A 24,718-nucleotide genomic window follows, 5' to 3' on the forward strand; every position below is an offset into this window, starting at 1 on the left:
GTTTGATGAAGAAATGGAAGGATTGAAGATATGCTGAATAATGAAGAACAAGCAAAAGAAGGAAAAATAGCGAATATATTGCAACAAAAGCCACAGCGGCGGGCAGACCTGCGCTTGAAGTTTTTTCTCCTTCTGCTGGGCGTGATCGTCATCCTGAGCTCTGGGCTCGTGGTCGCCTGGCGGGTGTATACAACAAACAGCGCCTCTCCGAGCAGAACACAAAACAATGGAAGCACAAACAAAAAAGGGAGCAGCAATAGCAGCGGCGAGGCTCCCTGGGAGAACTACCCAGCTGTGTACTGGCAAACCCTGAGAGCGCAGTTTGCTCAGGGTTTGCATATGACTGAGCAGCAGGTACGGGACAACTTCCACTCTACCGTTCTTGCAACGCAAACTCCTGCCGGTCATGGAGGAGCGGAGATCTCTTCACCCCAGGCGACAAAATGGTTGAACGACCTTGCCCAGGCACAAGGGATTTCACAGGAGCAGCTCCATGCTATAGAGGTTGCAGCGGTTCAACAGGCTCATGCAGCACTGGTACAACAGCATGTGTTAACACAGCAACAGGCAGACCAGACTATTCGCGGAATGAATCAGGATGACATGAATATGAACATAATGGAGGCATTCCTTAGATCTTCACAAGGAAAGAAGTCTTGAGAGAACTAGTCTCATAGTAAGAAGAGAAGATACTTATGAATAAAGTAAGCGAAAAACCAGCGCTTGCCCGGGGAGAGATGAAGGCATCTCCCCCTGAGAAGCAATGGTGGCGGCAGGATAGTGCTAGGCTGGTGCGTCTCGCGATTGTGGTGGGGCTGTTTGTGGCAAGTTTTCTGTATCTCACCTGGACAGCGGCACCTCCCATCGTGTCGGGAAGCTCATCGTGCAGCACGCAATCCCGGTCAGTCGAAAACCCAGCTACCAGTAGTATACATACCATCAAACAGGCATACAACTGTATTCTCGATAATTATCCAACCGCTCTCGATCCCCGGAGCCTGCTCCAGCACGCAATGAGCGGGATGGTCAACTACCTTGTTCAACAGCATCAGGACCAGCGCAGCGCTGTCTTGCCCGCGCTGGCCGGTGATCGACAGGAGGACTGGCAGGTATTTGAGCGGACCTATACGACGATGATCGCTCATCTATCGTCGAACCAGCAAGACCTCGTGGCAGCGGCAATTGCCGGGATGGTGGACGGCTTGCATGATGACCATGCCAATTACATGCCACCCCCGAGGGATAAGGGCGGAGAGTCTGCCCCACCTGGCACGCGGACAGGGTTGGGTATTCATCTCCCTTTCTATAGTCCCGAGCAGTTCGCGCAAAGCTCGCCTCCGCTTTATATTCGCAGCGTTGATCCCGGCAGCCCGGCGGAGCAGGCTGGCTTGCGACCCGGCGATACCATCGTTACGATCAACGGCTTTCCCCCTTTTATCAATCAAAAGCCAGTACAGGCGGTAATAAGCCCGCTCTCGGGTTCGGGGCCGGTCCAGTTACAGATACAGCATCCTGGTGCCGATAGCACGATACGTGTAAGCCTGGCTCCTGCCGCGTATCCAGCCGCTCCTCTCGTCTCCACGCGTCTGCTGCCTGGAGGCATCCTGTATGTGCACTTCACTCAGTTTAAGAGAGGCGTATATGAGCAGATCAACCGCGCCATGCAACAGGCCGGAGCGCAACTTAAGGGCGTGATTCTCGATCTGCGCGGGAACGGCGGGGGAGATGCCGGAGAACAGAGGCGCATTACCAGTCTGTTTGTCCACAACCAGATCATCTCAACCACTATTGACAGGCAGGGGCAACGCACCGAGATGAGAACGGATGATGGTATCCCATTGTACCATGTGCGCTTGGCTGCGTTGATTGATCGCGGCTGCGGGTCTGCCTGCGAGGCAACCGCTATGGATATTCAAGATCTCCACCTGGGGCACCTGGTAGGAGAAAGAACGGCGGGCATAGCCTCTGGACCGTCCAGTGACTTCTTTCTCGACGATGGGAGCGTCGTAACGGTGCCTGTCGCATTTATGCAAGGACCTGCCGGAGAGGTTATCTCTGGCATCGGCGTGCCGCCCGACGATGAGGTGTATCCCACGCCGGCAGATCTGGCCGCTGGCTATGATCCCTTCCTCGAGAAAGCGCTTCAGGATCTCTACTGAGGACTACCCGTGCTAAAGCACTGACACTTCCACACAACTATGCATGTTGGCAAAAGATCCTCAGCATGATGCGAGGGAAAGGTGGTAAAAAAACACCCCTTGATGCACACTGATGTGCCTTCAGCATGGCGAGACACGCGACGTTTTCACCGAACGCCTGTCACCTCTCGCGTGGGGAAAAACGAGATACCTGTAGCGCATCGCTTCCGTGTTCTTGCTCAAGATCGCATAGTTGTGTAGAAGCGACAGTGCTCAAGCAACGGGGGTCCAGGGGGTCGCTCCACACTTCTAGCCCTTCCCACATCAGTGGGAAGGCTGGCTCTAGTGGGCTGTGTTGCAAAAACTTTGGGAGAAACATGAGGGGGACGTGAACCACGCTTCCGGTTCAGCTTAGGCAGCCACTACAAACTGGTGCGCGATGAAGGTAATTTGCCTGCTGATGACTCCTTTGCTCACCCCCTCTGACTTGCCCTTTCCGCGGCATATTCATCATCTCGAAGCCTTGTAAGGTTCGCCACGCTGTTTTGAAGGAAAAGAAGCCCATCCCCGGCTTCGTCAAGCGTTGGATGAACTGGTGGTCTTGCTCGATCAGGTTGTTGAGATATTTCACCTGCCTCAATTCCACATGCCCAGGCAGGACTCCAGTGGCTTTCAGGTCGACAATGGCTTTAGGATACGCCACGTTTTTATCGACGTTGATTACACGAGGAACTGACATGGTGATGGAGTCAGCCGAAGCTATGCGCCCCTTACGCGGAAGCGCTTGAGGTGTTGAATCTGTAGCGGGACGCAGCGCTTTGAGAAAGATGCGTTTGGCCGTCTTGGAATCGCGGGTTGGACTCAAAAGAAACTCGAGTGTGTTCCCCTCAGAATCCACCGCCCGGTACAGGTACATCCAGATTTTCTTCACTTTGATGTACGTTTCATCCACTTTCCAGGAGTCATTGCACGCTTTCAAACGCAGAGTTTGCGTTCGACCATCATCTCTTCCAGATCGCGATAGCTGAGCGAGTATCGCACGTACCAGCTCGTTGGAAGTTGGAATTGTAGGGTACTGGTGACAGGAAGCCCACGCTCAGTGTGAAGCCCACCTCCCTGAACTCCATGCGCACCTGAGCAATGCCGCAGGCTGGTGTGAGGTGTTCTTTGTCCCCAAACGACGCGTCACGCCCCAACTCCATGCCTTCCTCAAAGCCCTGGCGAGCCTGCGTGAACGGGGGCAGCCCATCCCTGATGCCCTTGATCCAGGCCCTTCCTGCCGAGGTCGTCTCCCTGCTCCTGCAGGGCGTCTCACCTACCGACCTCCCACGCCAGTATCATAAGGTCATCTTCCATATCGTGCAGTTGGGACCCTACGTCCGCTCTCGCTGGCGCGAAGACGCGCACACCTCTACCATCAGCCTCGGCCTCCTCAACGACTCTCCCCCTTCCCCTTCACCCCTCAGGGCTTCTAACGCAACTGTGAGCACGCGTCAAGGAGCACACGCATCCCTTCGCCGGCACGCTCCTTGACGCAGATCTTCCCAAGGTCGCTCCAGCTCCTACCTGTAATACACACGCACCAGGCGAAGCAGCCACAGCTCTCGCTCTCCTCTTACGCACCTGGCTCACCGCGTTTCATATTTTTTTCCCACAAGCAGGTGGCAACGCTCCTGTATCACCGCCAGCCAGAGCGTTCCATTATCTGGGCAGAACCGAACACGAGGCATTCCAGGATTACCACCCCAGTCACCTAGCACCACACGGCAACACCGGGCGTTTCTGTCATTTATCAGTAATTCTGCGCGGGTTTATCATATATCTTGCCACACTGCCAAGCGCCTCCAGCGAATCAGTTCTCTCACATAATGTGGCGTGGCATCAGAAGAAACTCCTTTGCCGCTCGCCGCTTCTCTTTTTCGTCAGACTCCTCGTCTCTTTCGCCAAGTTATCTGGAAAAGACGCCAAGAAATGCCTGAAAATGGTCGTATTTTTCACCCATCTCAGGTATATTTGCTCTTGAAGGAGAGAAACACGCGCTTCCAGCACAATGTAAGGGAAAATCGTCATGCGCATGGCGCCCGAAACCTTCCATACCTGGAGCCAACGTCTTCAGTTGAGCGCTAAAACCGAAGTGCTTATTGCCTCCGTTCGCTCTTCGCCTCTGGTACGCTGACCAAGTGGGCGTGCTGGGAGATCACTGGCATTCCAGGCCCTTTGCCTTCCTCCTGCACGGTTGACTACAAGACCTCTCTTGCTTCTTCATACCCAAGGGACTCGGCTTGTTGAAAAGCGTGGTGTGCCTCAGCCTGTCTGCCGAGGTGTTGAAGCGCACGCCCTCGGTGATAGTGGGCGCGCGCATGGGTCGGATCAAGGGCCTGAGCCTGGTCAAAGTCGGCCAAGGCCTGCTGGTAGTCCTGGAGCGTCGCGTACACCGCGCCTCGGTTGTGGTAGATGTGGGCATTGCTGGGATCAAAACGAAGGGCCTGGTCAAAGTCGGCGATCGCCTGCTGGTACTCGTTGAGGGCAGCATGCGCGTTGCCTCGGTTGTAGTAGGCGTCGGCAGAGCCGGGATCGAGGCGGAGGGTTTGGTCAAAGTCGGCGATCGCCTGCTGATACTCGTTGAGGGCAACATGCGCGTTGCCTCGGTTGTAGTAAACGTCGGCAGAGTTGGGATCGAGGCGGAGGGTTTGGTCAAAATCGGCGATCGCCTGCTGGTACTCGTTGAGGTCGACATACGCAGTGCCTCGGTTGTAGTAGGTGGCGGTGGAGTCGGGAGCCAGGCGAAGGGCCTGGTCAAAGTCGGCGATCGCCTGCCGGTACTCGTTGAGATCAGCATAGGCGGCCCCGCGGTTGTGGTAGGCCCGGGCATAGCTGGGATCGAGACGAAGTGCCTGCTCATAGGCGGCTATTGCCTGCTGGTACTCGTGGAAGGCGGCGTGAACATTGCCTTCCTGCACCCATTGTTCTTTGGTCTGCAGCTGTGGAGATTCCATGTGTCTATTCCTTTCCAAGGAGAACCACCCAATGATCTCAAGAGCGCTCGCTCGCTAGAGCAAGGTGGGTTCCTGCAAGGAGACGCTCTCCCCTAGCAAAAAACCGTTTCAAACAGGGTGTTTTCGCTAGATTGGCGGCACGTCTCATGCTTGCTACATCCACCAAAAAGCGGGCCGAATCTCTATGAAGCCATTATAATTCGTGAGGTTGGGTTGATCAATCAGGGCGCGCTGGAGACTGTGAGGGGGAAGGACGGTCAGGAGCACTAGTCTTCGGCTCTTTGGGGGGCTGAAAAATGCAGGTACTAAAAAGCCGTGCAGCTTGTAGAGCGGGTTCTTTTGCTGATGAAGTGGGGTAAAGAGGCGAGAAGAGCAATCGTTTTGAAGACGTGTTTTGCCTTTCCGCTCATCCCTTTTTAGCTTTGCGCCAATTTATACTTGCTTATCTCAACTTGATTACGTGAAGCCAGCTAAGAAGCCGACTCACATGACGAAGATGCGCCTCAATTGATTACTCATGTCGAAACCACCCCTGGCCCTTTCAGTGATGGGGGCGTCGTTTCCACGATTCACGAGGATCTGGCAGAGAAAGAGTTGCTTCCCGGTCAGCATCTCGTCGATTCGGGATATGTGACAGTAGCTATTCTGGTGGAAACGCAATCAAACGACGCTGTGGATCTCCTTGGCCCTACGCTGAAAACCCACTGGTACCAAGCCGAAACGGGGTACGACCTGACTCACTTCTCTATCGATTGGGAAGCCAAGACCGTAACCTGTCCGCAGGGCCGACCCAGTTCGAGTTGGACTGAGGTTGAGGATGCAGGAAAATCGCTCATTAAAGTGAAGTTTTCTCAAAGTGACTGTAAGGTCTGCCCCAGTCACCCCCTTTGCACGGGAACGAAAAGGCGAACCATGACCTTACATCCAAAGGAGCGGACGCAGGCCTTGCTGGCAGCTCACAAACGAGAGGAGACGGAGGAGTTCAAGCAGATCTATCACCATCGAGCAGGAATTGAAGGAGTCCATTCGCAAGGGATACGTACAATGGGATTGCGCCGCTCACGTTACATTGGCCTTCGCAAAACGCATCTGGCTCATGTTGCTGTCGCAGCAGCGGTGAATCTGGTGCAACTCACCCACTGGCTCAACGGAAAAGCTCCAGAACAGACCCGTCTCTCTCCTTTCAAACGGGTCATGAAGCAGGCAACCTGAGATGGGTGCTTCGACTTCGCCACCAGTAACAAAAGTGATACTGCTGGCGAACCTTGGGGCATGTGAGCATACTGAAAGAGAGAAGGAAGCAAAGGAAAGAAAAAACGGTCAGGGAACGCCAGGAGGATTCTATTGATGTCACTCAAACCACAACCCATAGAACCAGTGCCTCAAGAAACTGCTCGAGTTGCACGAGCAGCTTACCCTAAAGGGAATCTGTACATGCAGATGCGTGATGTGTTGGGAAGTGTTTACACGAATGAGGATTTTGCCGATCTCTTTCCCAAAGAAGGGCAACCTGCCGAAGCCCCCTGGCGACTCGCCCTGGTGACGATCATGCAATTTGTGGAGAATCTCTCCGATCGGCAAGCCGCCGATGCGGTGCGGGGAAGGATCGATTGGCGCATATCTCCTCGGCCTCGACCTTGCTGACGCGGGATTTGATGCCTCAGTGCTCTCCGAATTTCGCGCTCGTCTCATCGACAAGCAGGCTGAACATCGCTTGCTTGAAAGTATGCTCACGCTCTTTCAACAGAAAGGCTGGCTCAAAGCACGTGGAAGACAACGCACCGATTCGACGCATGTGCTCGCCAAGATTCGTGCCCTCAATCGCGTACTCTGTGTGTGGGAAACGATGCGTGCGGCCCCGGGTAGCCTGGCGGTGGTGGCACCGGAGTGGCTCCGTGCTCACAGCCACCCCGAGTGGGTAGAACGCTATGGACCTCGCAGTGAAGACTCGCGCTCACCTGTGGGGGAAGCGGAACGAGTCGCTTTTGCTGAAGAGATCGGAGAGCAGGGAAGAGAACTGCTTGATGCCGTGTATGATCCCATGGCTCCCCAGTGGCTCCGACACATTCCTGCTGTCAACGTCTTGCGCCAAGTGTGGGTGCAAAATTACCAGCGGGTTGATGATGTGGTTCGTTGGCGTTCCTCTGAGCAGATCCCTCCACCCTCTCGCTACATCGGCTCCCCCTATGACGAAGAGTCTCACTACAGTAAGAAGCGTAGCACGACGTGGGTAGGCTACAAAGTGCATCTTACCGAAAGTTGTGAAACGCATTTGCCGTTGCTTATCACTCATGTGGCAACCACCTCGGCACCTGTCTCCGACGACGCCATGACGGCAACCATTCATGCTGAACTGGATCGCAAGCACCTTCTGCCAACGAAACATATTGTTGATACAGGATATGTCGACGCCAAACTCCTCGTTGAAAGCCAGCGCGACTACCAGATCGATCTGGTAGGACCGACTAGAAAAAATTATCACTGGCAAGCTACCCTACACACTGGCTTCGATGTGAGTCACTTTCCTATCGATTGGGAGCGTCAACAGGCAACCTGCCCACAAGGATGCACCAGCACCAGTTGGACTCCGGCCATTGACAACCGGAAAAACGAGGTGATCAAGATCAAGTTCTCGACCAAAGATTGCCAGGCTTGTCCGTCTCGATCGCTGTGTACCCAATCAAGCCGCCATACACGTCGTACCGTGACCATTCGCCCCAGGAGCAGTATCGGGCGTTGATGCAGAGGCGAGAGCAAGAAGGCACGCAAGCGTTTGCCCAGGTCTATGCCAAGCGAGCGGGGATTGAGGGGACGCTCTCTCAAGGCGTTCGCACGATGGGCTTACGCCGTTCACGATATATTGGGGAGGCAAAAACGCATTTCCAACACGTCGCCACGGCTGCCGCGCTCAATGTGGTTCGCAGTATGGCATGGTTCGATGGGCTTCCTCGCGCTCAGACTCGGCGCTCTGCTTTTGTTCGCCTCTATGATGTGCCTTGAGTGGGTTCGCCAGCAGTATCAAAAGTGGACAAGAGCCAAGATATGCGTCAAATTACACACGCAACATGGTTTCTCTTCTGTAATACACGCGCTTTCCACTCTTTTCGCATGTATGGAAGGCGCATTTCCACCCCCAGTATTAAGAAATTATCTCAAAAATGGTTAAAGCGAGGGATTTGAAGAGAGAGTAGTGAATCCCGAGAGAAAAGCTTCTAAACCTACTTGGAAGCCACTCCGGGGTTTCTGCTCACTGAGAATAGCAGCGCGTTCAAGTTGAGTGAACCCATGCAAGAAAGCCCAAAAGGCAACGGCGGCACTCGCTGCGCTTTCTACTCCTACTACATCTTCAGCCAATCCCACCACAAAGGTCCACACCTGATGCCCGGCCTCCAGCAGTCCTGGCGATTGCACATGAAAGCGCATCAGGAGGGCGTACCATGTGGGATGAGCTTGCGCGAAGGTGAGATAGGCCACAGCACTCACCCGGAGGGCATCTTTTCCGACACGCTTGCCTACGGCAACGACGAGATCCGCGTGCAGACGGCGAAAACCTTCTTCTGCTATCGTTGCTTCTAAGGCTGCACGATCAGGATAATAGCGATAGAGGGCACGAGGCGTCAGCCCTAAACGACTGGCTAGCTCACGCATCGACAGGGCTTCTTCCCCATACTGCTCAAGATACTCAATCGCGGCTTGCAGGATGGTCCTGGCATTGGTTTTGGCTGGATACGGCATGCCTCTAGTATACCTCTTGACAAAGCAAAATGGAAGATATACAATGTGTACTATGAAGGTACACGATGTATATCTTCATCTCTGGGTTTCGTATGCGTGTGGAGACGATGTTCGTCCCTGTTCCGCGCAAATTGTATTGGAGTGCAGTCCATGGGGTGACATCCCTTCTGGTAGCTCGACCAAATTTCGCTTGGCAGAGGATTTTGAGCGAACAGATGCGTGAGGCCATGCTTGCAGTGCTGCTTGTCTCGTCTCAAGTACCAAATGGAGAACGTATCTTCTTGAACGTGATGAAAGGACAACTGATGAAGAGAGCATTTGTGACAGGAGCAACAGGATTACTAGGAAGTAACCTCATCATGCAATTGCTCGATGAAGGATATGCTGTTCGTGCGCTGGTTCGCTCCATAGAGAAAGGAAAGCGTCAATTTCCTGATCCTCGCGTTGAACTTATTGTCGGTGATATGCTCAATGTCTCCGCCTTTGCAGCATCCCTCGAAGGAGTGGACATACTCTTCCATGCGGCTGCCTATTTCCGCGAGTCGTTTGGCTCAGGCGATCATGAAGCACAACTTGAACGAATTAACGTGTGTGGAACGATTGAATTGCTTGATGCAGCATATGGGAAGGGCATCACCAACGTCGTGTATGTCAGCGCACTAAGTGTCCTTCAACGTCCCTCTGATGGCTCTCCTTTTGATGAGCATTCCCCTACAATGTAAGCACCCACAATGCCTACTACAAAAGCAAAATTTCTGCTGAGCAAGCTCTTGAACAGTGGCTTTCCACCCATCCACAGATGCGCATCGTGCTGATTCTTCCTGCCGGTATGTGGGGACCACGGGACGCCGCACCCACCGGTTTTGGGCAATTCACGATCAGTTTCCTCAAAGGCCAGATACCGATCATTTTACCGGGGGCAATTCCCTTTGTCGATGCCCGCGATGTCGCGTCTGCCATGATCCGTGCTGTTCATACTGGAGCCTCAGGAGAGCGGTTTATTGTCAGCCAACGCATGGTGACAGTGGCAGAAATTGTTCGTGGCCTTGCCAAGGTCTCTGGGAAAACTGCGCCTCGTGTGCGTTTATCCTTTCCAATTGCAACCGTCTTCGCGCTCATTGCAGAAACACTTGGGCAGTTGACGAGTCAACCGGTCCTACTCTCAAGAGTAGCACTAGCAGCCTTGAGCGACGACTTTGACGTATCCAGTGCGAAAGCTGAGCGTGAACTTGGAGTTCACTTTCACCCTGTGGAAGAGACGTTACGTGATACCGTTGATTGGTTTCGTGCAAATGGATATGTGTAGGGCAGAGTGTAAATCACAGGATTCAGTGGATCTGGCTCGCTCTCGGTAATTCCGCTCGTTTGCTTGATTCAACCCATCGATTGACATAGACTTCTCTGGAGAGAGCCGTGCTTCAGCGAAGGAACAGATGCGCAATGAAGGACGTGAAGACCGTCCTGGCCCTGCCTGAGGGATTCCAGTTCGTAGGATTCGAAAAACGAGATAATGTGCTTACTGTGGCCCTTGTATCGACTCGAGTTTCCTCTAGTTGTCCGTTGTGTAGGAACGCGGCCAGGCGTGTGCATAGCTGGTACATCCACCACGTGGCCGATTTACCCTGCGCAGGGCAGTCCATTCGTTTGCTCATTCAGGTCCGTAAGTGTTTTTGCGAGGAAAGCACCTGCCCACGCAAAATCTTCGCGGAACGCCTGACGCCGTTCGTTGAGCCGTTTGCGCACGTGACCAAGCGGCTCTGCCAGGTCGTAGAGATCATTGGGTTGGCAACCAGCGGCAGACTATCCTGCGACGGATCATGGCCCTGCCTACAGAGCCAGTCGGACAGGCCCCACAGATTAGCATTGACGATTTTTCCTTTAGACGGGGACGTAAATTTGGAACGATCATCGTGGATCTCCAAACGCACAAGATGCTCGACGTGCTGCCAGACCGAACCAAAGATTCGGCTGCGGCTTGGATGGCGGCGCACCCGGAGATTGAACTGGTGAGTAGGGATCGTGGAGGAGACTATGCCTCTGCGGCAACGACTGGTGCTCCTCAGGCCGTTCAGTGCGCCGACCGCTTCCATATGCTGAAGAATTTAGGGGAAGCAGTTGAAGGATGCATCACACGCCATCTGGCGGCAAAGCGTAAGGCCCACTCTCCAGATCTCCCGGAAGATCATCAGCCCATTGAGCAAGCCCCTCGACCGGCTCGACGTTCTCCGAAAGTTGAGCGCCTGCAACAGGCGTACCGGGAAGAGCGTCTCGCCCGATATGAGCAGGTCATCGCGTTGCGCATGATTGGAATGAGTCACCCCGCGATTGCCGAGCGCGTGGGCATCAGTGATAGCACCGTGAGCCAATAGCTTGCCGAGGGCAGCTATCCTGAAACCACGCGCGGCCCCTATGTGAGCCGCATCGACCACTATCTATCCTACCTGTTTCAGCGGTAGGAGGCAGGGTGCCACAACATGGTTCTCCTTCACCAGGAGCTTGTGGCGCGAGGCTACAAAGGGTCGTATGAGAGTGTGCGGGATCACCTGGTTCGTCGGCTTCCCGGAGGCAAAAAGAACGCATGCAAAGGGGCCAAACTCTCGCCAACTCCTCCACCAGTGCGGCAGGTCATGTTTCTTTTCCTGCGGCGGCCTGAAGACTTAGACAAAGAGGAACGAGGAACCATTCTCCAACTGCGCCAAAGCTCTTCAGAACTGGATCTGGCGTATACTCTCGTGCAAGAGTTTGCTACGATGCGGCGCACACGCACTGGGGAAAATCTTGATGCCTGGCTGGCCAAAGCCGTCGCCAGCCAGATCCCCGAATTTCAGAGCTTCGTTGTGGGGATTGAACGAGATAAAGCGTCGGTGCAGCCGGGCTTGACGCGGCCAGAAAGCAATGGGATCGTCGAAGGAAAGATCAACAAATTGAAGTTGGTCAAGCGGATGGGGTATGGCCGGGCAGCATTTCCTTTGCTACGCCAGCGAGTTCTTCATGCCTTGTAAGAAATCTGTTTTGATGAGAAGAGCATGACCATGTTGCGCGCTCTGAAAAAGAAAAGTGAGAAAAGGCATACGGTCCTTTGGCGTTGCAAAAGAAAGTCAGAAAGACGATGGAATCGATGAGCATCCTGTGGCAGCGGATTGAGCAGGGGTTCGCCACTCACTCACCTCACCTCCTGGCTCTGTGTCGTCCAGGGGCTTCTGAAGAGGAACTGCTCCAGGCAGAAGAAGCACTCGGTGTTCCCCTTCCGGAGGGCTTCAAGACGCTCTACCGCTTGCATAACGGGGGGTTAAAACAAGTTTCTTGAAGAGTGGACAAGTCTCCCTTTCCGTTGACATCTGTTGCTCTTGCGTTCGTCCCTCGTTTCTGCTAGAATTGCTCCTTGTACGGTGAGTGACACCGGAATTCACGCCTGTGGAGATCCTGTAAGACCTGGTAGATCCAGGCACGTTGTTCGTTGAAGCAGGAACCGAACGCCAGATAGGGCTTGTCCATCTTTGGGTCAGTTTCGGATAACGGTGTTTACTTGCTCCTCTCGGGTGCTGCGAGCATATAACACTCTCCCTCGACCAGATCGTAGGCATTCCGCGCGAGGTAGTGGCACTAGCCAGGCCGGGAACAAAGCGCTACGACGGCAATAATGGAACTTGGTCAGTTCAACCGTTTTTGTGGCATCCTCAGCGCATTCCGTTTCTCTGGGGGGATATGGAAGTGAATTTTTCTGCCTGGATATGGTGCCTGGTCCAGGAGGTCAGGTAGGGCAGATCGTTTTTGCCCCCACGCAACGCAAACGCCAGATCTCATTGCCCCCAGTTTCCAGGCGTTTGTTGCAAAGGCCGCAGATGATATGGAGGTAGACAACTATGCGTTTGATCCAGATTCTCCGCCGAGCGCTTTGCCCTGGTAACTGGCTAGTTTCCCATCCGTTTCTTCTCGCCTTGTGCCAGTTAGCTCAGCCATCACCAGAAGTGTGCCAGATCCACCTTTGAGGGCAAAAACCGCTCACTTCGTAAGTCATTTACCACCCGTGGACGCAAAGGCGGTAGGCCCGCTGCCACCAAGAAGATGAGCGTAGCCAACCTCGAACGCGCCAGGGAGCTCTATGCAAGCCAGACCATGAGTATTACTGAGATTATGAAACGGACAGGGTTTCGGAGTCGAACCACGTTTTACAAATATGTCGTCAAGAGAGAGCAATAAGCGTGGTCTCACAACGCGGACCCTGCGAGAAGCGAGTGGGTTGGTTTGCCGCAGGGCAGAGAGGTTCTTCCTTGACTGACTTTTTTTTCCTCCAACAGAAGAGATGAACGGGAGGCGTGTAGCAATGGGAATGACACCATGGGCTAAACACCTCCCATTTTTTAGAGAAGTGGTACAAGTTGTGCTTTCATGTAGGGATAGAGCGGAAGGCCTTTCAACTCCTGCTCAATCTGCTCTTGAGACGTCCCTTTCATAACCAGCCAGGTGTGCAAGCGGTCTGCACTGGAAAAGAGTCCTTCAATGGTTCCTTCGTCCGTCAGCTTTCTCACGTGTGCCTGTTCTTGAGGAACGAGAGGGCTCATCGCGGCGAAGTCCTGCGGATCCATTTGAATGATAATCATCATTCTCATAGCTGTTCTTCTTTTACGATGGACGACACTCATCCATGAGGCAAGCAGGTGTCGTCCATCGTGGTTCTACTGCAGCGTATGCCACTGATACTTGCCCTGAGCAAATGGGACTCGACCACCAGGGGCAGATCCCCATTACCACGGGAGCGGGCCGTCCTCGTCCGAGAAAGTGCCCGTCGGACCGTTCGCGTCGAGGAGCGCGAGGCGTACGGGCTCACGTGCGGCCTGTTGAACGGTGCGCGTGCCCTGGAAGTTGCTGATATCCGTCGCGGTGAAGCCTGGACACGCAGCGTTGACCTTGATGCGTGTCGCCTCGAGCTCCACGGCGAAGGCGAGCGTGATCGCGTTGAGGGCTGTCTTGGATGTGTTGTAAAGGCCAAAGAGCCAGTGCTGTGGATTAGCCGGGTCCGAGGCCATTGTCAATGAGCCGAAGCTGCTCGAGATATTGACGATACGTGCCGCTGGCGCTTCGCGCAGGAGTGGCAGCATCGCTTGCGTGACGGCGATGACGCCGAACACGTTCGTCTCGAACACCGCGCGCATCTCGTCGAGAGACGCGACGCTCAGAAGGCCCGACTTCGCGATCTCCTCAAGCGACCTGCCCGGCTTTCCTGCATGCCCGATGCCCGCGTTGTTCACGAGCACGTCGAGACGTCCGAGTTCGTTGTGGATGCGCTCTGCCGCGGCGGCGATGGAGCCCTGATTCGTGACGTCAAGCTGGAGGGCGCGGGCATCAGCTCCGACGCTTGAGGCTGCTGTCTCCCCATGCTCGAGGTTGCGCGACCCAACGAGCACGGTGAAGCCGTGCGTTGCGAGATCCTTCGCTATTTGAAGACCGATTCCTTTATTGGCCCCGGTGACCAGGGCGACGGGTTTGTCTTGCATAGTCATCTCCTTTTTTGTATCAATATGTGGCCAACGCCACCTTGCTGTAGATGCAAAGGTTGAAAGAAGCGAACATCACAGAATGATCAGAGATCGGGCAATGTGCCCAGGGAAGCTCAATCCATGCTCTCTTCTGTGTTGCCCGATCTCTGATCGGTGGTATAAAAAACGACCAGTTTCAAGGCGGTATATCCATCCATCTCTTGTAGTGGATGGCTCTTTACAAGGTCAAGTATAGTCTCCGCTCGCTTGACAGGGAAGAAGAAAAAAGTTACCATAGTATCAACCGCTGGTTGATACTATGGGAGATGCGATGGGAAATGACCTCTTACATGCGTTCATACACGTGATAGACGCTGGGAGCCTTTCAAAGGCTGCCGAGAAATTATATCTCTCCTCAACGGCGCTCATGAAACAAATGAATGCCTTAGAAGCGCAGATTGGGGTGCAACTGCTCATCCGCACCCATCATGGGATACGAGCCACCGATGCTGGCATGTCCTTTTATGCTGATGCCAAGTTTCTGCTGCAGTATTCAGAACAAGCCATTGCGCGAGCGCGTCAAGCCGCCAATACCCATCCATACCTGATCCGTATTGGAACGTCCATCCTGAACCCATGTACCGTCCTCGTCGATCTCTGGAATACCATCAACGAGACCTATCCCCAGTTCAAAATGAAGATGGTTCCCTTTCATGGTGCTGAACCCTGCCCCACGGTCTATCAAGCGCTTGGCAAGGATTTTGATGTCATGGTTGGGGCGTATGAGAGAGCCAATGGGTCTGACGCTTTTCAGGCTCTCAAATTGGGGGAATACCGTATCTCAGTCGCCGTTTCAAGGGAACATCCATTGGCCAGGAAGGAGATGCTTTCTGTTTCCGATTTCTCTGCAGAGCGGTTGGTGATGATGCAACCAGGCATCAGTCCGCTCATGGATGGCATACGGGGCTATGTACGAACGGAACACCCGGCCATCCACATTCAGGACGCACCCCTCAGTATACGATGGAGCTGTTCAACCACTGTGAAGAAAGCGGCGCCATTCTGCTGACGTTAGAAGGCTGGAAAGAGGTCCATCCTTTTCTGGTCACGATTCCTGTTGATTGGCCGTACACGATCCCCTATGGGGTGCTCTATCCGCTCAAGCCATCAAAGGCTGTGCAGCTTTTTGTGAGAGCGCTCCAAGAAACAGCCTGTTCACCCCACCTCCTGGAACGCAGTACAGAAGAGTTGAGCTCTGTGAAACTGTACGCATGAAACCTCAAAATTCGTCTAAAAAAGATCGCCTCTGTCATGTTTGTAAACTGCGCCTCGTTGTTCATCGTTTTTTTTGGGCGAGGACCCGCTTCAGGCTCTCTTGCCAATTCGCTTTCACCGCTTGAATAGCACGCTTGTGTTCATCTGTTCGCAATGCTTCGAGAATCGCTTCATGCTCATCAAGTGAGGTCGTCGCAAGAGTGTCGCCCCTGAAATAGGTAATCTCTAACCAGCGCAGCCTCATTTTCACTTCTCTGAGCATACGTATGAGGTCAGGGTTGTCCGATTGATGGATGAACACCTGGTGGAAATCATAGTCCGCCTGCGAAGCTTCTATCGCCTGCCCCGTTGCCAAGGCTTGCTGGAAACGCGTATTGGCCTTGTCCATCGCATCAATATGCTCCCCAGTGAGGCGTTCTTGCGCAAGTGAGATCGCCAATGCCTCTAAGGACCAGATGATCGGATACAGGTTCTTTGCTTCGTCAAGGTTGATCTGTGCTACCCGTGTCCAGCGATTGGCCGCCGTTTGGACAAATCCCTCATCTTCTAACCGTTGTAATGCTTCTCTCACAGGCGTTCTACTGACCCCTAACGCTTCAGCGAGATCGTGATCGCGCATGATCTCACCGGGCTGATAGACCCCTTCAACAATCCATTTTTGCAGCGTGGTATAGACCTCTTTTCGGGCCAGTGGTCGCTGGAATTTTTCTACCTGTTCTGGAATAGGCATGGTCCTCTCCTTTTTCTCACCAATGGAGGAAGCTCTTTCCCCTCCTTGACTTTTTCACGTTCTCATTCTATCATATCACTAGGTAGCATGTGATATATCACATGCTACATGACAGATAAAAACGCTCTCCTTTTTTCTGGGAGCTCCCCAATGTGAGCGCAACCAGGGGAAAGCACATGCTTCTTGCATGTGCTTTCCTCAGAAAGAGAACCTGAGTATGAATGAAATCACAACGCTGTTACAGCAACTCGTTGCCATTGACTCCATTAATCCTGATCTGGTAACAGGAGGAGCTGGCGAACGGGAAATAGCCACCTTTGTCGCAAACTGGCTCGAACAAGCAGGAGTGGAAGTGATCCTGGATGAGTCTGCGCCGAGACGTCCCAATGTCATCGGGATGGTGCGTGGAACCGGTGGAGGACGCTCCCTTCTGCTCAATGCGCATATGGATACCGTCGGCGTCGCTGGCATGCAACGGCCACATGAGCCTGTCGTGGAAGGAAATCGCTTGTATGGGCGAGGAGCTTACGATATGAAGGGAGGGCTGGCTGCGATCATGATGGCTGCCACCCAGGCAAACAAGCTCTCCTTGCGCGGCGATGTGATACTCACGGCAGTGGCCGACGAAGAATATGCGAGCCTGGGGACACAAGCGGTTGTGAAGCAGTGGCATGCTGATGCTGCGATTGTGACCGAACCGACGGCATTGCGACTCTGCGTAGCGCATAAAGGGTTTCAGTGGTTAGAAATCACCACCCAGGGAAAAGCCGCTCATGGCTCTCGCCCAGATCTTGGCCGTGATGCGATCGTCAAGATGGGCCATATCCTTGTGAGCCTGGAGCGGTTAGATCACTCTCTCAGGGCTGCCCCCTCACATCCTTTGCTCAAAAGCGGCTCACTGCATGCTTCGGTGATTGAGGGAGGGCAGGAACTCTCCAGTTATCCCGAGCGCTGTACTCTTCTGGTCGAGCGTCGCACGATTCCTGGTGAAACCCCAGAGCAGGTTGAAACAGAGATACGAGAACTGCTTGAGGAGATCCAGCGTGCTGATCCAACGTTTCTTGCCTCCGTCAAAACAACAGTAGTGCGGGAACCCTTCGAGGTGGCTGAAGACGAGCACATTGTACAGACCCTCTCCAATCAGAGCGAAGCGCTCCTTGGTTCTGCCCCAGAAATCGTTGGTGACACCATGTGGATGGATGCGGCCTTGCTTGCCTCAGCGAGTATTCCAACCGTCGTGTTCGGTCCAGGAGGAGCAGGAGCCCACGCCGTTATCGAATGGGCAGACCTGAAACAGGTGCAACAATGTAGCGATGTTCTGTTAGCGACCATTCAAGCTTTTTGCGCTTGACAACCAGTTCTGGAATGAAAAGAAGAACAGTATGACAGTGAGCATCTATCAAAATAGCCCTGCCTCGGTGAGTGGCTCTCCTTTCTCTTCTGCAAGTCAGCCCCTCGCATTTCACCGCCGTCTGCCGGGATATGCTCCAACCTCTTTGGCGAATGCCCCATTCCTGGCAGACCGTCTGGGGGTAGGCAAGATCTGGATCAAAGACGAAACCCATCGTTTTGGGATGCCATCATTCAAGATCCTTGGCACATCCTGGGCACTCTACCAGGCACTGGTGGAGCGCCTGGGAACAGAGGTGGAACCTTGGAACGACCTTCAAGAGCTGGTCAGCCGTTTCGCGCCGCTGCGCCCGTTGACCCTGGTCACTGCGACGGATGGGAATCATGGCCGCGCAGTTGCTCATCTGGCGGCTCTCTTTGGCTTCGAGGCACACATCTTCGTCCCATGCGATATGGCCGAGAGTCGGATCAACGCGATCAAGCAGGAAGGAGCGATGGTGACGCTCGTCAATGGCACCTATGATGATGCGGTCAAACTCGCGGCAACTCTGGATGGCGAGCGTCGTCTGGTGCTCTCTGATACCTCATGGCCTGGCTATGAGATGATTCCCCAATGGGTGATCGAGGGATACGCAACCATCTTCCAGGAAGTTGACGAGGAATTGGCACGAAGGCAACAACGTGGGCCTGACCTGGTCGTCGTTCAGATTGGAGTAGGAGCGCTGGCGGCAGCGGTCGTGCGCCATTATCGGCACCCTGATATGTCCTCACACGTCAAGATTGTCGGTATTGAGCCAACACGTGCGGCCTGTGTTCTTGCTTCTATGAAGGCCGGTCAGATCGTCAAGCTTACCGATCCGCCACAATCGATCATGGCTGGGCTCAATTGTGGCACACCCTCGCTGGTGGCTTGGCCTCTCATCTCCACAGGAATTGATCTCTTCCTCGCGATAGACGATGAGTGGGCAAGGCTCGGTATGCGTGATCTTGCCAGGATTGGTCTGGTGGCAGGTGAAACAGGTGCAGCTGGAATCGGAGGGTTGGCGGCGTTGCGAACTGGTCCTTCTTCACAGACGGTGAGCAGTGCTCTTGGGATTGATCCATCAACCCGTGTTTTGCTGATCTGCACAGAAGGGGCGACTGATCCTGTGGCCTATGAGCGTATTGTAGGGAAAAGTCCTACGTAACAACCTCTCCTGGTGACTCTCACCTCAAGCCTTCATCGCTTGCCCAAGATGGTAAATACCCTACGAAGTTGGTTGTGTCCCACTTCGTAAGAGTATGTCTGAACTAAAAAAGAGAGTGCTAGACCGAAAGAAAGACTTTCAGACATATGACATCATTCAAGTGAGGAAGGATGAATTATCGTAATCATATTGGGATGCGGCATCGATTTCAAAGGCCGATAATGGCCTTGCCGATGTCTTTGATACACCTCTGGATCGTACAACAACGGCGGTGGAGGCTCCTGTCCTTGCGGAACTGCTCTCGCGAGTTCCGCATCACGCTTGAGCAGAGCATAGATCGCCTCAATCATCTGACCCGCTACACGCCCAATCACACGGGTTTTGCCCGTGTAGGACTGCGTGCGTTCATCGAATGGGTAGCGAGCTTTGACCAGACGCTCATACAACCGCCCCCACTCGTTGTTGTGCAAACGGATCACCTGCATAACAGCGAGGAACATAATGTGCGTCATGGTCCTGGTTCCTCCAGGGGTCAAGTAGGAGGAATCCAAGGTGCTTCCCGATTGAGCGACGACAGGAGCCCAGCCGAAGTATGACTTGAGGGTCGAGGCAGAAGGGAAGTTATGGATCGAACCAATGGCCGCAATGACCGTGGCTGCTGTGATGGGTCCAAAGCCTGGAGACGACAGCAAGATCTGATCTTCACGCGCTTGTTCAACGATAGTGACAATCTCGCTTTCCAACTGGGAGATATGCTCACGTAAGAGCCGCAGTTCTTTGATCAATTGGCCTTGCTCCAGCACCAGGCCACGAAGGCGGATGAGGTCTTTGATCCCAATACTCTCGGCAGCCAGGCGCTGCAATCCCTGCAACTTGAGATCCGAAACCGAGCTCGCTCCGCCTCGAAGTTGTTGCAAGACCGTGAAACTGGCGGTTGCCAGGACTTGTGGAGTGGGAAATTGCTCACGCAGAACCAGGGCTATCCACGAGTTGGGATCTTTAATGGCACGGGTAAATTCGGGAAAGAGCTCGTCGCAGATGGCCGTGAGCTTGTTTTTGCATTGCGTACTCTCGCGAACCAGTTCGTAGCGATGGCGAATCAATCCTTTCAATTGGGCAGCAGCCTGGGTTGGTGGGACCAAGCGTCGCACGAGCTGCATCTTGTTGGGAACTTGTACCCCCAACTCCAGTTGATTGTACAGAGTATTGGCCAACATCAGCGCATCACGCTTGTCGGTCTTAAGCATGCCTGCAGGACGGCTTTGCACATGGATCACCTACACTGGCAAATCGAGATCTTGAAGATATTGCATCAAAGGTCGATGGTAATGGCCTGTCCGCTCCAGGAGAATGAAGTAGTGCTCCAGTGGAGCCATTTCGCGCAGACGCTCAACCAGCCGACGAAAGCCTTCACGCGAGTTCTCAAAGAGCAATGTAGCGCAAGCTTCAAAGCGCCCATGCCGCTCCAGCAGGGTTTTCGAGAGGAAGCCAGCCACATGCTTGTTTTTCCCAATATCAATGCCCAGGTACACCGACTCACTCAGGAGCATGGGAACGGCCTTGTCACCTCATTCCATTGCTGGAATCGGTCCTGTCACAGGGTATGATATTCTCCGGCACGTTAACGGTGGCGTCGCGGCTGGAAATGCCCAGCAATGGGCGCGATCAACAGAGAGGAAGCATTGGGCATGCTTGGCTGATGTGAAGCGCCGCATCTTCTTTTCCCGCAGTCTCGTGGGTTGGTGGGAGTTCTCGGCTCGATGGTTCAGTCCTTTGTGCTGCCGATGCTCCACGCTTAGCAAGATCTCGCGTTTGGCTGCGCCATAACTCTTGCGTGGATCGGTGATGATCACGCGTAGAACAGGAACAACGCAAGCACCGTAGTCGTGAGCAGAGGCTGCAAGACGAGAAACGCGAGCGCCAGGAGGCGCTGACTTGACGCAGTGCGCGCCTATTCACGGGCTGCTGATGAACTGTATGGAAAACTCCTCCACCTGCATTTTCATCATCCGGAGGAAGAGAAAGAACAGGCCTTGCGGCAAGCACTCTCCCACGCCAATGCCGACATTGAGAGGAAACACACCCTCTTCTCCCTCTCGCTCTCCCTCTACAGCTATCTCAAGCAGACCCTCCCACCCGAACGAACACACCAGCGGCCCACCTTACGCCTGCCCCCTCAACAGGAACCTGCAAAAGAGCACCCACCACAAGACCCTTGACCTTCACCCACCTTCACTCGCCCTTTCTGCCAAGCTGTTCACCTCTCTCTCGCGCCCTCACGCTCCCCCCCTTACACACCTGGCTCACAACATTTCACAGTGTTTCTCACACGCAGGTGACAACACTCCTTATCACTGCCATGCAGAGCATCCCATCATCTGGGCCAACCCGAGACAACCTCTCTTCTCATTTCCGCACAGTGATACACATGACCCTCTTCGTGACACATTAGCACCTTTTTGGCTCAGGAGAGGAAGCTTGTTGGACCAGGAGTATACAGATTGATGGCAATACGTTAGAATACACGCATCTCTCTATAAAAAAAAGGGGAATGTGCGAAAATGAGAACTAGCGAAACAGTGGTGCGTCATCTGCCTGAGCACACCCAAACCATACGCGAGGCCGCAGCCCGCTTCACAGAACAAGATGAGGTCATCGCAACCATCGAGATCCATGGCCATGCCCACTTGCAGGATGCAACCACTCGCCTCTTCCCACACTGGGTCACCGTGAGTCAGCTTGATGATAGTCTGAACCTGCTTGAGCTGGGCGATGGCACGGAGATGCCAGAGGATGCCCGCCTACTCTGGGTTCGTCCCCTCCAAGGCGAACTTCGTCTCTAAGACCGTGTTTTGTTAATCGCAGAAAGGCTGCCGCAGAACGTAGCTGTCAGATAGGACACAGAGCCATGCCCTAACCATTGTTGCAAGCACAGAGCAAGGTATGCTACGATGAGTTTTCTCAACCAGAACAAAAACGATTGATGCAGGAAAGGAAGCAAGCATGGCGACGAAACCCATCATTTTGTTAGACGATGGCGGCGTGATGAGCGATAATCGCCTGCGTGGTTCGCAGTGGCAGCGTCTCGTCGGCGAGTTTTTTATGCCCCGGCTGGGGGGCGAAGCTGTGGCCTGGTCTGAGGCCAATCGCATCTATACAGCTTACCTCTTTGAAGCGACGAACTGGCAGACGCGTGTGCAGGCGACCCCCAACTATCGTGATTTCGAGCGAGTATACTGGCTTGACTGGCTCGGCGGAATGTGCCAGTTCGTCGGCGTGAAAGCTCCGTCAGAAGAAGAGTGCATTGAACTGGCCCGTCAGGCAGAGGCATATATCACGCCTCGTGTTCGCGCATCTTTCCCCGGTGCCATCGAGGCTATTCGCGAGTTACACATCCAGGGCTACGAGATGCATACCGCCTCTGGTGAGTCCTCGATCCACTTGCAGAACTATCTGCAAGGTATGGGGGTTCGCGAGTACTTCGGGCACCTCTATGGCTCAGATCTGGTGGGCATGCTCAAAGAGTGGCCCGCGTACTACGAGCGCCTCTTCGCCGACTCCGGCATCACGCCGAGTTCCGCCCTGATTGTCGATGACAGCCCACGGAACCTCGCCTGGGCCAGGGATCTTGGCGCAATGGCGGTGCTGGTCAGCGCTCAACACGAGGCACTCGACGGGATGTTCTGCATTCGCAGCCTGGCAGAATTACCGGAATTGGTGCAACATCTCGCCTAAACGCCGGGAAGATGCTTCTTCTCGCTGCCCTGGCTTGTCGGTTTCGCATCTGGGAAGCCGATTAATTTACATGTCCCACTCGCGCGAGGAGCAGGCGAACCATCGCCACTTGGATCAATGTTTCGCTCGTCTGCACTTTTCGCTCGTAATCTTTGCTCATTCTTCTGTTACGAGAAATCCAGCTGAATGTACGCTCCACGACCCAACGGCGAGGCACCACGCTGAAGCCACGGATACCAGGTGGGCGTTCCACCACTTCCAGTTCCCACGCACCTGTGGTTTGACACCAGGTGGCCAACTCTTGCCCACGATAGGCCGCATCCGCCCAAATCTTTTTCAGACGCGGCACGAAAAACTTGAGTCCCGCGAGCAGACAACGGGCTCCCTTGGTATCATGGGCGTCGGCAGGGGTCACGTAGATGGAAATAGGGAGACCCAGCGTGTCCACAAGGAGATGCCGTTTCCGCCCTTTGATGTGCTTGTGGGCATCGTAGCCACAGATCCTAGACGACTCCTCGACCGTTTTCACGCTTTGGGAATCCATGCTAGCTGCACTTGGGTCAGGATGCCTCCCTTGCCGTTCGCGTTCCGCCCGATGCAACGCCCGCCACAAGAGCGTCCAAGTCCCTTTGAGGCGCAAACGTCGGAAATGGGTAGAACACCGTTTGCCACGGTGGGAAGTTGGCCGGCAGATAGCGCCAGGGACAGCCGGTGTGTAGCACGTAAAAGATCGCATCAAAAATGGTACGGAGTGGGTGAGTGGGGGTCCCCCTCTGTTGGGCGGGGATGGCAAATACTGCTGTAGGCATGCCCACTCGGCATCGGAGAGATTGCTTGGGTAATTGGTACTCATTCGTTGAGGATATCACATGAAGTTTTCTCTTGTCTCATTACATAGGCTGAACCCGATTCCTGAGCGGCTCCATTTGATTCCAAAACACGCTCTAAGAGAACATGGCGCTTTCTTTTCCCAAAAAGTGGATAGAAAAAAGTACAAACATGGAGAGGATAAACAGGATGCCAAAGGATTTAGCACCCTGGCAAGTCATTGAGAGCCGTATTAGTTATGAGGATCGCTGGCTTCGCTTGCGTACCGATACTTGCAAGACCGCGCAGGGAAAAATTATCGAGTCATACCACGTAGTTGGCGCATTGCCTTGGGCAAACGTTGTGGCCCTGAATACTGAAGGCAAGATTATCCTAGTGCGCGAATACAGACATGGCGCGAAAAAGATTTTACTTGGTCTTCCAGGTGGTGCCGTTGAATCTTCTGACCTTAATCCGCTTGAAGCCATCCAACGAGAACTGCGCGAAGTAACTGGATATAGCGGTGGCAAATTTTTCCAGATTGGCCAATGTTATGCGAACCCATCCAATCAGAACAACATAGTTTACTCATTTCTGGCAGTAGGAGTGGTCCAGGGAAAAAAGCGCCTTCCTATGCACAAGGAAAGCGCCTCCATCATCCCAATTGCTTTACATCTCTTGATCTGCCTTGGTCGTCAGCGAGGAATTAACAATAACCGTCAGCAGCCCAGGTATGTGGCCCGACAATTCCATCTATTGTGATACCCTCATCAAATTGAAAGTTTCTTACGGCATACTCCGTATTCTTACCATATATCCCATCTACCTTTAAAGGCTTACCATCTGCTCCATAATAGCCATAAAAGCGAAGATCTGACTGAATATTTTCAACCCAGTGGTGATAAGGTGAACCAGGATACAATGTTGGTGGGCAGGAACTTGTAGCAGCAGGTACTATCGTGGTATCTGTTACCTTATGTCCTGTAAACCCTGCTGGGGTGGCATGAGGATTCATGCCCAAGGTTGAGGCATGCGCCGAAGGTGTAGAGGTAAAGACGCTGAATGAGAACAATGCTGCCAGCAGAAGCGCACCGCATACGACCATTTTCAATGCTTTTCGCATGATATTTTCTCCTTGCTTGGGAAACATCAGATTGGTTCTACGATCGTGTACCATCAAAGTGTAAAAGAAAAGAGATCCGTTTCCCAGGACAGGCACCGGACACTTTCCGGTCAGTTTATCCGCTATGATTACTTTGATGAAATTAATGGATAAGTAGTATAGGGT

The 24,718-nt window shown here is 53.7% G+C and carries 23 protein-coding genes and 6 pseudogenes; 18 read left to right on the forward strand and 11 right to left on the reverse strand.

Annotation, left to right across the window (positions count from 1 at the left end; genetic code table 11):
- Window positions 1-30 precede the first annotated feature (30 nt).
- Both K3T82_RS27310 and K3T82_RS27315 read left to right on the forward strand, forming a co-directional pair.
- Window positions 31-660 carry a hypothetical protein gene (locus K3T82_RS27310; RefSeq protein ID WP_220196722.1) on the forward strand — a complete coding sequence of 210 codons (630 nt, stop codon included), beginning with the start codon at window positions 31-33 and terminating at the stop codon, window positions 658-660.
- A 35-nt stretch (window positions 661-695) separates the two neighbouring features.
- Window positions 696-2,159 (forward strand): S41 family peptidase, encoded by a 1,464-nt coding sequence (locus tag K3T82_RS27315; protein ID WP_220196723.1) that lies wholly within the window; start codon window positions 696-698, stop codon window positions 2,157-2,159.
- 385 nt (window positions 2,160-2,544) lie between these two features.
- On the opposite strand, the pseudogene K3T82_RS27320 reads toward K3T82_RS27315, so the two are convergent.
- Window positions 2,545-3,197 (reverse strand): annotated as a pseudogene (locus K3T82_RS27320) (IS6 family transposase); the annotation flags it as partial.
- Between the two features lie 108 nt (window positions 3,198-3,305).
- Here K3T82_RS27320 and K3T82_RS27325 point away from each other — a divergent pair.
- Entirely contained in the window at window positions 3,306-3,671 is a 366-nt protein-coding gene (locus K3T82_RS27325; RefSeq protein ID WP_220196724.1) for a hypothetical protein, read from the forward strand.
- Between the two features lie 707 nt (window positions 3,672-4,378).
- Here the strand turns inward: K3T82_RS27325 and K3T82_RS27330 are convergent.
- Window positions 4,379-5,134 (reverse strand): tetratricopeptide repeat protein, encoded by a 756-nt coding sequence (locus K3T82_RS27330; RefSeq protein WP_220196725.1) that lies wholly within the window; start codon window positions 5,132-5,134, stop codon window positions 4,379-4,381.
- A 507-nt stretch (window positions 5,135-5,641) separates the two neighbouring features.
- Here K3T82_RS27330 and K3T82_RS27335 point away from each other — a divergent pair.
- Both K3T82_RS27335 and K3T82_RS27340 read left to right on the forward strand, forming a co-directional pair.
- Window positions 5,642-6,346 (forward strand): transposase, encoded by a 705-nt coding sequence (locus K3T82_RS27335; RefSeq protein ID WP_220196726.1) that lies wholly within the window; start codon window positions 5,642-5,644, stop codon window positions 6,344-6,346.
- 135 nt (window positions 6,347-6,481) lie between these two features.
- A pseudogene (locus tag K3T82_RS27340) lies at window positions 6,482-8,134 on the forward strand (IS1182 family transposase).
- Between the two features lie 162 nt (window positions 8,135-8,296).
- Here the strand turns inward: K3T82_RS27340 and K3T82_RS27345 are convergent.
- Window positions 8,297-8,869 (reverse strand): TetR/AcrR family transcriptional regulator, encoded by a 573-nt coding sequence (locus K3T82_RS27345; protein ID WP_220196727.1) that lies wholly within the window; start codon window positions 8,867-8,869, stop codon window positions 8,297-8,299.
- Between the two features lie 203 nt (window positions 8,870-9,072).
- On the opposite strand from K3T82_RS27345, the gene K3T82_RS49225 reads away from it, so the two are divergent.
- From K3T82_RS49225 to K3T82_RS27365, 6 genes and pseudogenes are all read left to right on the forward strand, one after another.
- On the forward strand, window positions 9,073-9,591 hold the full coding sequence (locus K3T82_RS49225) for an NAD(P)H-binding protein (RefSeq protein WP_220196728.1): 519 nt from the start codon (window positions 9,073-9,075) through the stop codon (window positions 9,589-9,591).
- A gap of 29 nt (window positions 9,592-9,620) precedes the next feature.
- Window positions 9,621-10,175, forward strand: a complete 555-nt coding sequence (locus tag K3T82_RS49230; protein ID WP_220197480.1) for a Rossmann-fold NAD(P)-binding domain-containing protein — start codon at window positions 9,621-9,623, stop codon at window positions 10,173-10,175.
- A gap of 134 nt (window positions 10,176-10,309) precedes the next feature.
- A pseudogene (locus tag K3T82_RS48005) lies at window positions 10,310-10,489 on the forward strand (ISL3 family transposase); the annotation flags it as partial.
- Between the two features lie 197 nt (window positions 10,490-10,686).
- Window positions 10,687-11,238: a transposase gene (locus K3T82_RS48010; protein ID WP_236031596.1), complete on the forward strand. Its 552-nt coding sequence runs from the start codon at window positions 10,687-10,689 to the stop codon at window positions 11,236-11,238.
- Window positions 11,239-11,343: 105 nt separating this feature from the next.
- Window positions 11,344-11,871: a transposase gene (locus K3T82_RS48015; protein WP_236031597.1), complete on the forward strand. Its 528-nt coding sequence runs from the start codon at window positions 11,344-11,346 to the stop codon at window positions 11,869-11,871.
- A gap of 107 nt (window positions 11,872-11,978) precedes the next feature.
- The gene (locus K3T82_RS27365) at window positions 11,979-12,176 is read left to right on the forward strand and encodes an SMI1/KNR4 family protein (RefSeq protein ID WP_220196729.1); all 198 of its coding nucleotides are present in this window, start codon (window positions 11,979-11,981) and stop codon (window positions 12,174-12,176) included.
- A 1,054-nt stretch (window positions 12,177-13,230) separates the two neighbouring features.
- Here the strand turns inward: K3T82_RS27365 and K3T82_RS27370 are convergent.
- Together K3T82_RS27370 and K3T82_RS27375 are read right to left on the reverse strand one after the other, a co-directional pair.
- Window positions 13,231-13,479 (reverse strand): muconolactone Delta-isomerase family protein, encoded by a 249-nt coding sequence (locus K3T82_RS27370; RefSeq protein WP_220196730.1) that lies wholly within the window; start codon window positions 13,477-13,479, stop codon window positions 13,231-13,233.
- A 135-nt stretch (window positions 13,480-13,614) separates the two neighbouring features.
- Window positions 13,615-14,364, reverse strand: a complete 750-nt coding sequence (locus K3T82_RS27375; protein WP_236031598.1) for an SDR family oxidoreductase — start codon at window positions 14,362-14,364, stop codon at window positions 13,615-13,617.
- A 313-nt stretch (window positions 14,365-14,677) separates the two neighbouring features.
- Here K3T82_RS27375 and K3T82_RS27380 point away from each other — a divergent pair, with 313 nt between their 5' ends.
- Window positions 14,678-15,415 (forward strand): LysR family transcriptional regulator, encoded by a 738-nt coding sequence (locus K3T82_RS27380; RefSeq protein ID WP_220196732.1) that lies wholly within the window; start codon window positions 14,678-14,680, stop codon window positions 15,413-15,415.
- Window positions 15,416-15,682: 267 nt separating this feature from the next.
- On the opposite strand, the gene K3T82_RS27385 is transcribed toward K3T82_RS27380, so the two are convergent.
- Entirely contained in the window at window positions 15,683-16,351 is a 669-nt protein-coding gene (locus tag K3T82_RS27385) for a GntR family transcriptional regulator (protein WP_220196733.1), read from the reverse strand.
- A 217-nt stretch (window positions 16,352-16,568) separates the two neighbouring features.
- Here K3T82_RS27385 and K3T82_RS27390 point away from each other — a divergent pair, with 217 nt between their 5' ends.
- Both K3T82_RS27390 and K3T82_RS27395 read left to right on the forward strand, forming a co-directional pair.
- The gene (locus tag K3T82_RS27390) at window positions 16,569-17,702 is read left to right on the forward strand and encodes an ArgE/DapE family deacylase (RefSeq protein WP_220196734.1); all 1,134 of its coding nucleotides are present in this window, start codon (window positions 16,569-16,571) and stop codon (window positions 17,700-17,702) included.
- Window positions 17,703-17,733: 31 nt separating this feature from the next.
- Window positions 17,734-18,888: a diaminopropionate ammonia-lyase gene (locus K3T82_RS27395; RefSeq protein ID WP_220196735.1), complete on the forward strand. Its 1,155-nt coding sequence runs from the start codon at window positions 17,734-17,736 to the stop codon at window positions 18,886-18,888.
- A 152-nt stretch (window positions 18,889-19,040) separates the two neighbouring features.
- Here K3T82_RS27395 and K3T82_RS48020 read toward each other — a convergent pair whose 3' ends face one another.
- From K3T82_RS48020 to K3T82_RS48030, 3 genes and pseudogenes are all read right to left on the reverse strand, one after another.
- Window positions 19,041-19,691 (reverse strand): transposase, encoded by a 651-nt coding sequence (locus K3T82_RS48020; protein WP_236031661.1) that lies wholly within the window; start codon window positions 19,689-19,691, stop codon window positions 19,041-19,043.
- Between the two features lie 228 nt (window positions 19,692-19,919).
- Window positions 19,920-20,438, reverse strand: a pseudogene (locus K3T82_RS48025) (IS110 family transposase); the annotation flags it as partial.
- 44 nt (window positions 20,439-20,482) lie between these two features.
- Window positions 20,483-20,744 (reverse strand): annotated as a pseudogene (locus K3T82_RS48030) (DDE-type integrase/transposase/recombinase); the annotation flags it as partial.
- A gap of 87 nt (window positions 20,745-20,831) precedes the next feature.
- On the opposite strand from K3T82_RS48030, the gene K3T82_RS27410 reads away from it, so the two are divergent.
- From K3T82_RS27410 to K3T82_RS27420, 3 genes are all read left to right on the forward strand, one after another.
- Window positions 20,832-21,107 (forward strand): hypothetical protein, encoded by a 276-nt coding sequence (locus tag K3T82_RS27410; protein WP_220196738.1) that lies wholly within the window; start codon window positions 20,832-20,834, stop codon window positions 21,105-21,107.
- Window positions 21,108-21,449: 342 nt separating this feature from the next.
- Window positions 21,450-21,731: a hypothetical protein gene (locus tag K3T82_RS27415; RefSeq protein ID WP_220196739.1), complete on the forward strand. Its 282-nt coding sequence runs from the start codon at window positions 21,450-21,452 to the stop codon at window positions 21,729-21,731.
- A gap of 160 nt (window positions 21,732-21,891) precedes the next feature.
- The gene (locus K3T82_RS27420; protein ID WP_220196740.1) at window positions 21,892-22,623 is read left to right on the forward strand and encodes an HAD family hydrolase; all 732 of its coding nucleotides are present in this window, start codon (window positions 21,892-21,894) and stop codon (window positions 22,621-22,623) included.
- A gap of 61 nt (window positions 22,624-22,684) precedes the next feature.
- Here K3T82_RS27420 and K3T82_RS27425 read toward each other — a convergent pair.
- Window positions 22,685-23,476 (reverse strand): annotated as a pseudogene (locus tag K3T82_RS27425) (IS5 family transposase).
- 164 nt (window positions 23,477-23,640) lie between these two features.
- Here K3T82_RS27425 and K3T82_RS27430 point away from each other — a divergent pair.
- The gene (locus tag K3T82_RS27430; RefSeq protein ID WP_220196741.1) at window positions 23,641-24,192 is read left to right on the forward strand and encodes an NUDIX hydrolase; all 552 of its coding nucleotides are present in this window, start codon (window positions 23,641-23,643) and stop codon (window positions 24,190-24,192) included.
- Here K3T82_RS27430 and K3T82_RS27435 read toward each other — a convergent pair.
- Window positions 24,137-24,553, reverse strand: coding sequence for a peptidoglycan-binding domain-containing protein (locus K3T82_RS27435; RefSeq protein ID WP_220196742.1), 417 nt, complete (start codon window positions 24,551-24,553; stop codon window positions 24,137-24,139). The two genes, K3T82_RS27430 and K3T82_RS27435, sit on opposite strands and share 56 nt — an antisense overlap.
- Window positions 24,554-24,718: the final 165 nt, after the last annotated feature.

The organism is Ktedonospora formicarum, from assembly GCF_016587355.1.
GTDB lineage: Bacteria > Chloroflexota > Ktedonobacteria > Ktedonobacterales > Ktedonobacteraceae > Ktedonobacter > Ktedonobacter formicarum.

What these genes read in the sequence shown, in the direction of transcription:
- K3T82_RS27310 (WP_220196722.1), top strand. Translation starts at nt 31, where the DNA reads ATGCTGAATAATGAAGAACAAGCAAAAGAAGGAAAAATAGCGAATATA.
- K3T82_RS27315 (WP_220196723.1), top strand. Translation starts at nt 696, where the DNA reads ATGAATAAAGTAAGCGAAAAACCAGCGCTTGCCCGGGGAGAGATGAAG.
- K3T82_RS27330 (WP_220196725.1), bottom strand. Translation starts at nt 5,134, where the DNA reads ATGGAATCTCCACAGCTGCAGACCAAAGAACAATGGGTGCAGGAAGGC.
- K3T82_RS27345 (WP_220196727.1), bottom strand. Translation starts at nt 8,869, where the DNA reads ATGCCGTATCCAGCCAAAACCAATGCCAGGACCATCCTGCAAGCCGCG.
- K3T82_RS48010 (WP_236031596.1), top strand. Translation starts at nt 10,687, where the DNA reads ATGGCCCTGCCTACAGAGCCAGTCGGACAGGCCCCACAGATTAGCATT.
- K3T82_RS48015 (WP_236031597.1), top strand. Translation starts at nt 11,344, where the DNA reads ATGGTTCTCCTTCACCAGGAGCTTGTGGCGCGAGGCTACAAAGGGTCG.
- K3T82_RS27365 (WP_220196729.1), top strand. Translation starts at nt 11,979, where the DNA reads ATGGAATCGATGAGCATCCTGTGGCAGCGGATTGAGCAGGGGTTCGCC.
- K3T82_RS27370 (WP_220196730.1), bottom strand. Translation starts at nt 13,479, where the DNA reads ATGAGAATGATGATTATCATTCAAATGGATCCGCAGGACTTCGCCGCG.
- K3T82_RS27375 (WP_236031598.1), bottom strand. Translation starts at nt 14,364, where the DNA reads ATGCAAGACAAACCCGTCGCCCTGGTCACCGGGGCCAATAAAGGAATC.
- K3T82_RS27380 (WP_220196732.1), top strand. Translation starts at nt 14,678, where the DNA reads ATGGGAAATGACCTCTTACATGCGTTCATACACGTGATAGACGCTGGG.
- K3T82_RS27385 (WP_220196733.1), bottom strand. Translation starts at nt 16,351, where the DNA reads ATGCCTATTCCAGAACAGGTAGAAAAATTCCAGCGACCACTGGCCCGA.
- K3T82_RS27390 (WP_220196734.1), top strand. Translation starts at nt 16,569, where the DNA reads ATGAATGAAATCACAACGCTGTTACAGCAACTCGTTGCCATTGACTCC.
- K3T82_RS27395 (WP_220196735.1), top strand. Translation starts at nt 17,734, where the DNA reads ATGACAGTGAGCATCTATCAAAATAGCCCTGCCTCGGTGAGTGGCTCT.
- K3T82_RS27415 (WP_220196739.1), top strand. Translation starts at nt 21,450, where the DNA reads ATGAGAACTAGCGAAACAGTGGTGCGTCATCTGCCTGAGCACACCCAA.
- K3T82_RS27420 (WP_220196740.1), top strand. Translation starts at nt 21,892, where the DNA reads ATGGCGACGAAACCCATCATTTTGTTAGACGATGGCGGCGTGATGAGC.
- K3T82_RS27430 (WP_220196741.1), top strand. Translation starts at nt 23,641, where the DNA reads ATGCCAAAGGATTTAGCACCCTGGCAAGTCATTGAGAGCCGTATTAGT.
- K3T82_RS27435 (WP_220196742.1), bottom strand. Translation starts at nt 24,553, where the DNA reads ATGCGAAAAGCATTGAAAATGGTCGTATGCGGTGCGCTTCTGCTGGCA.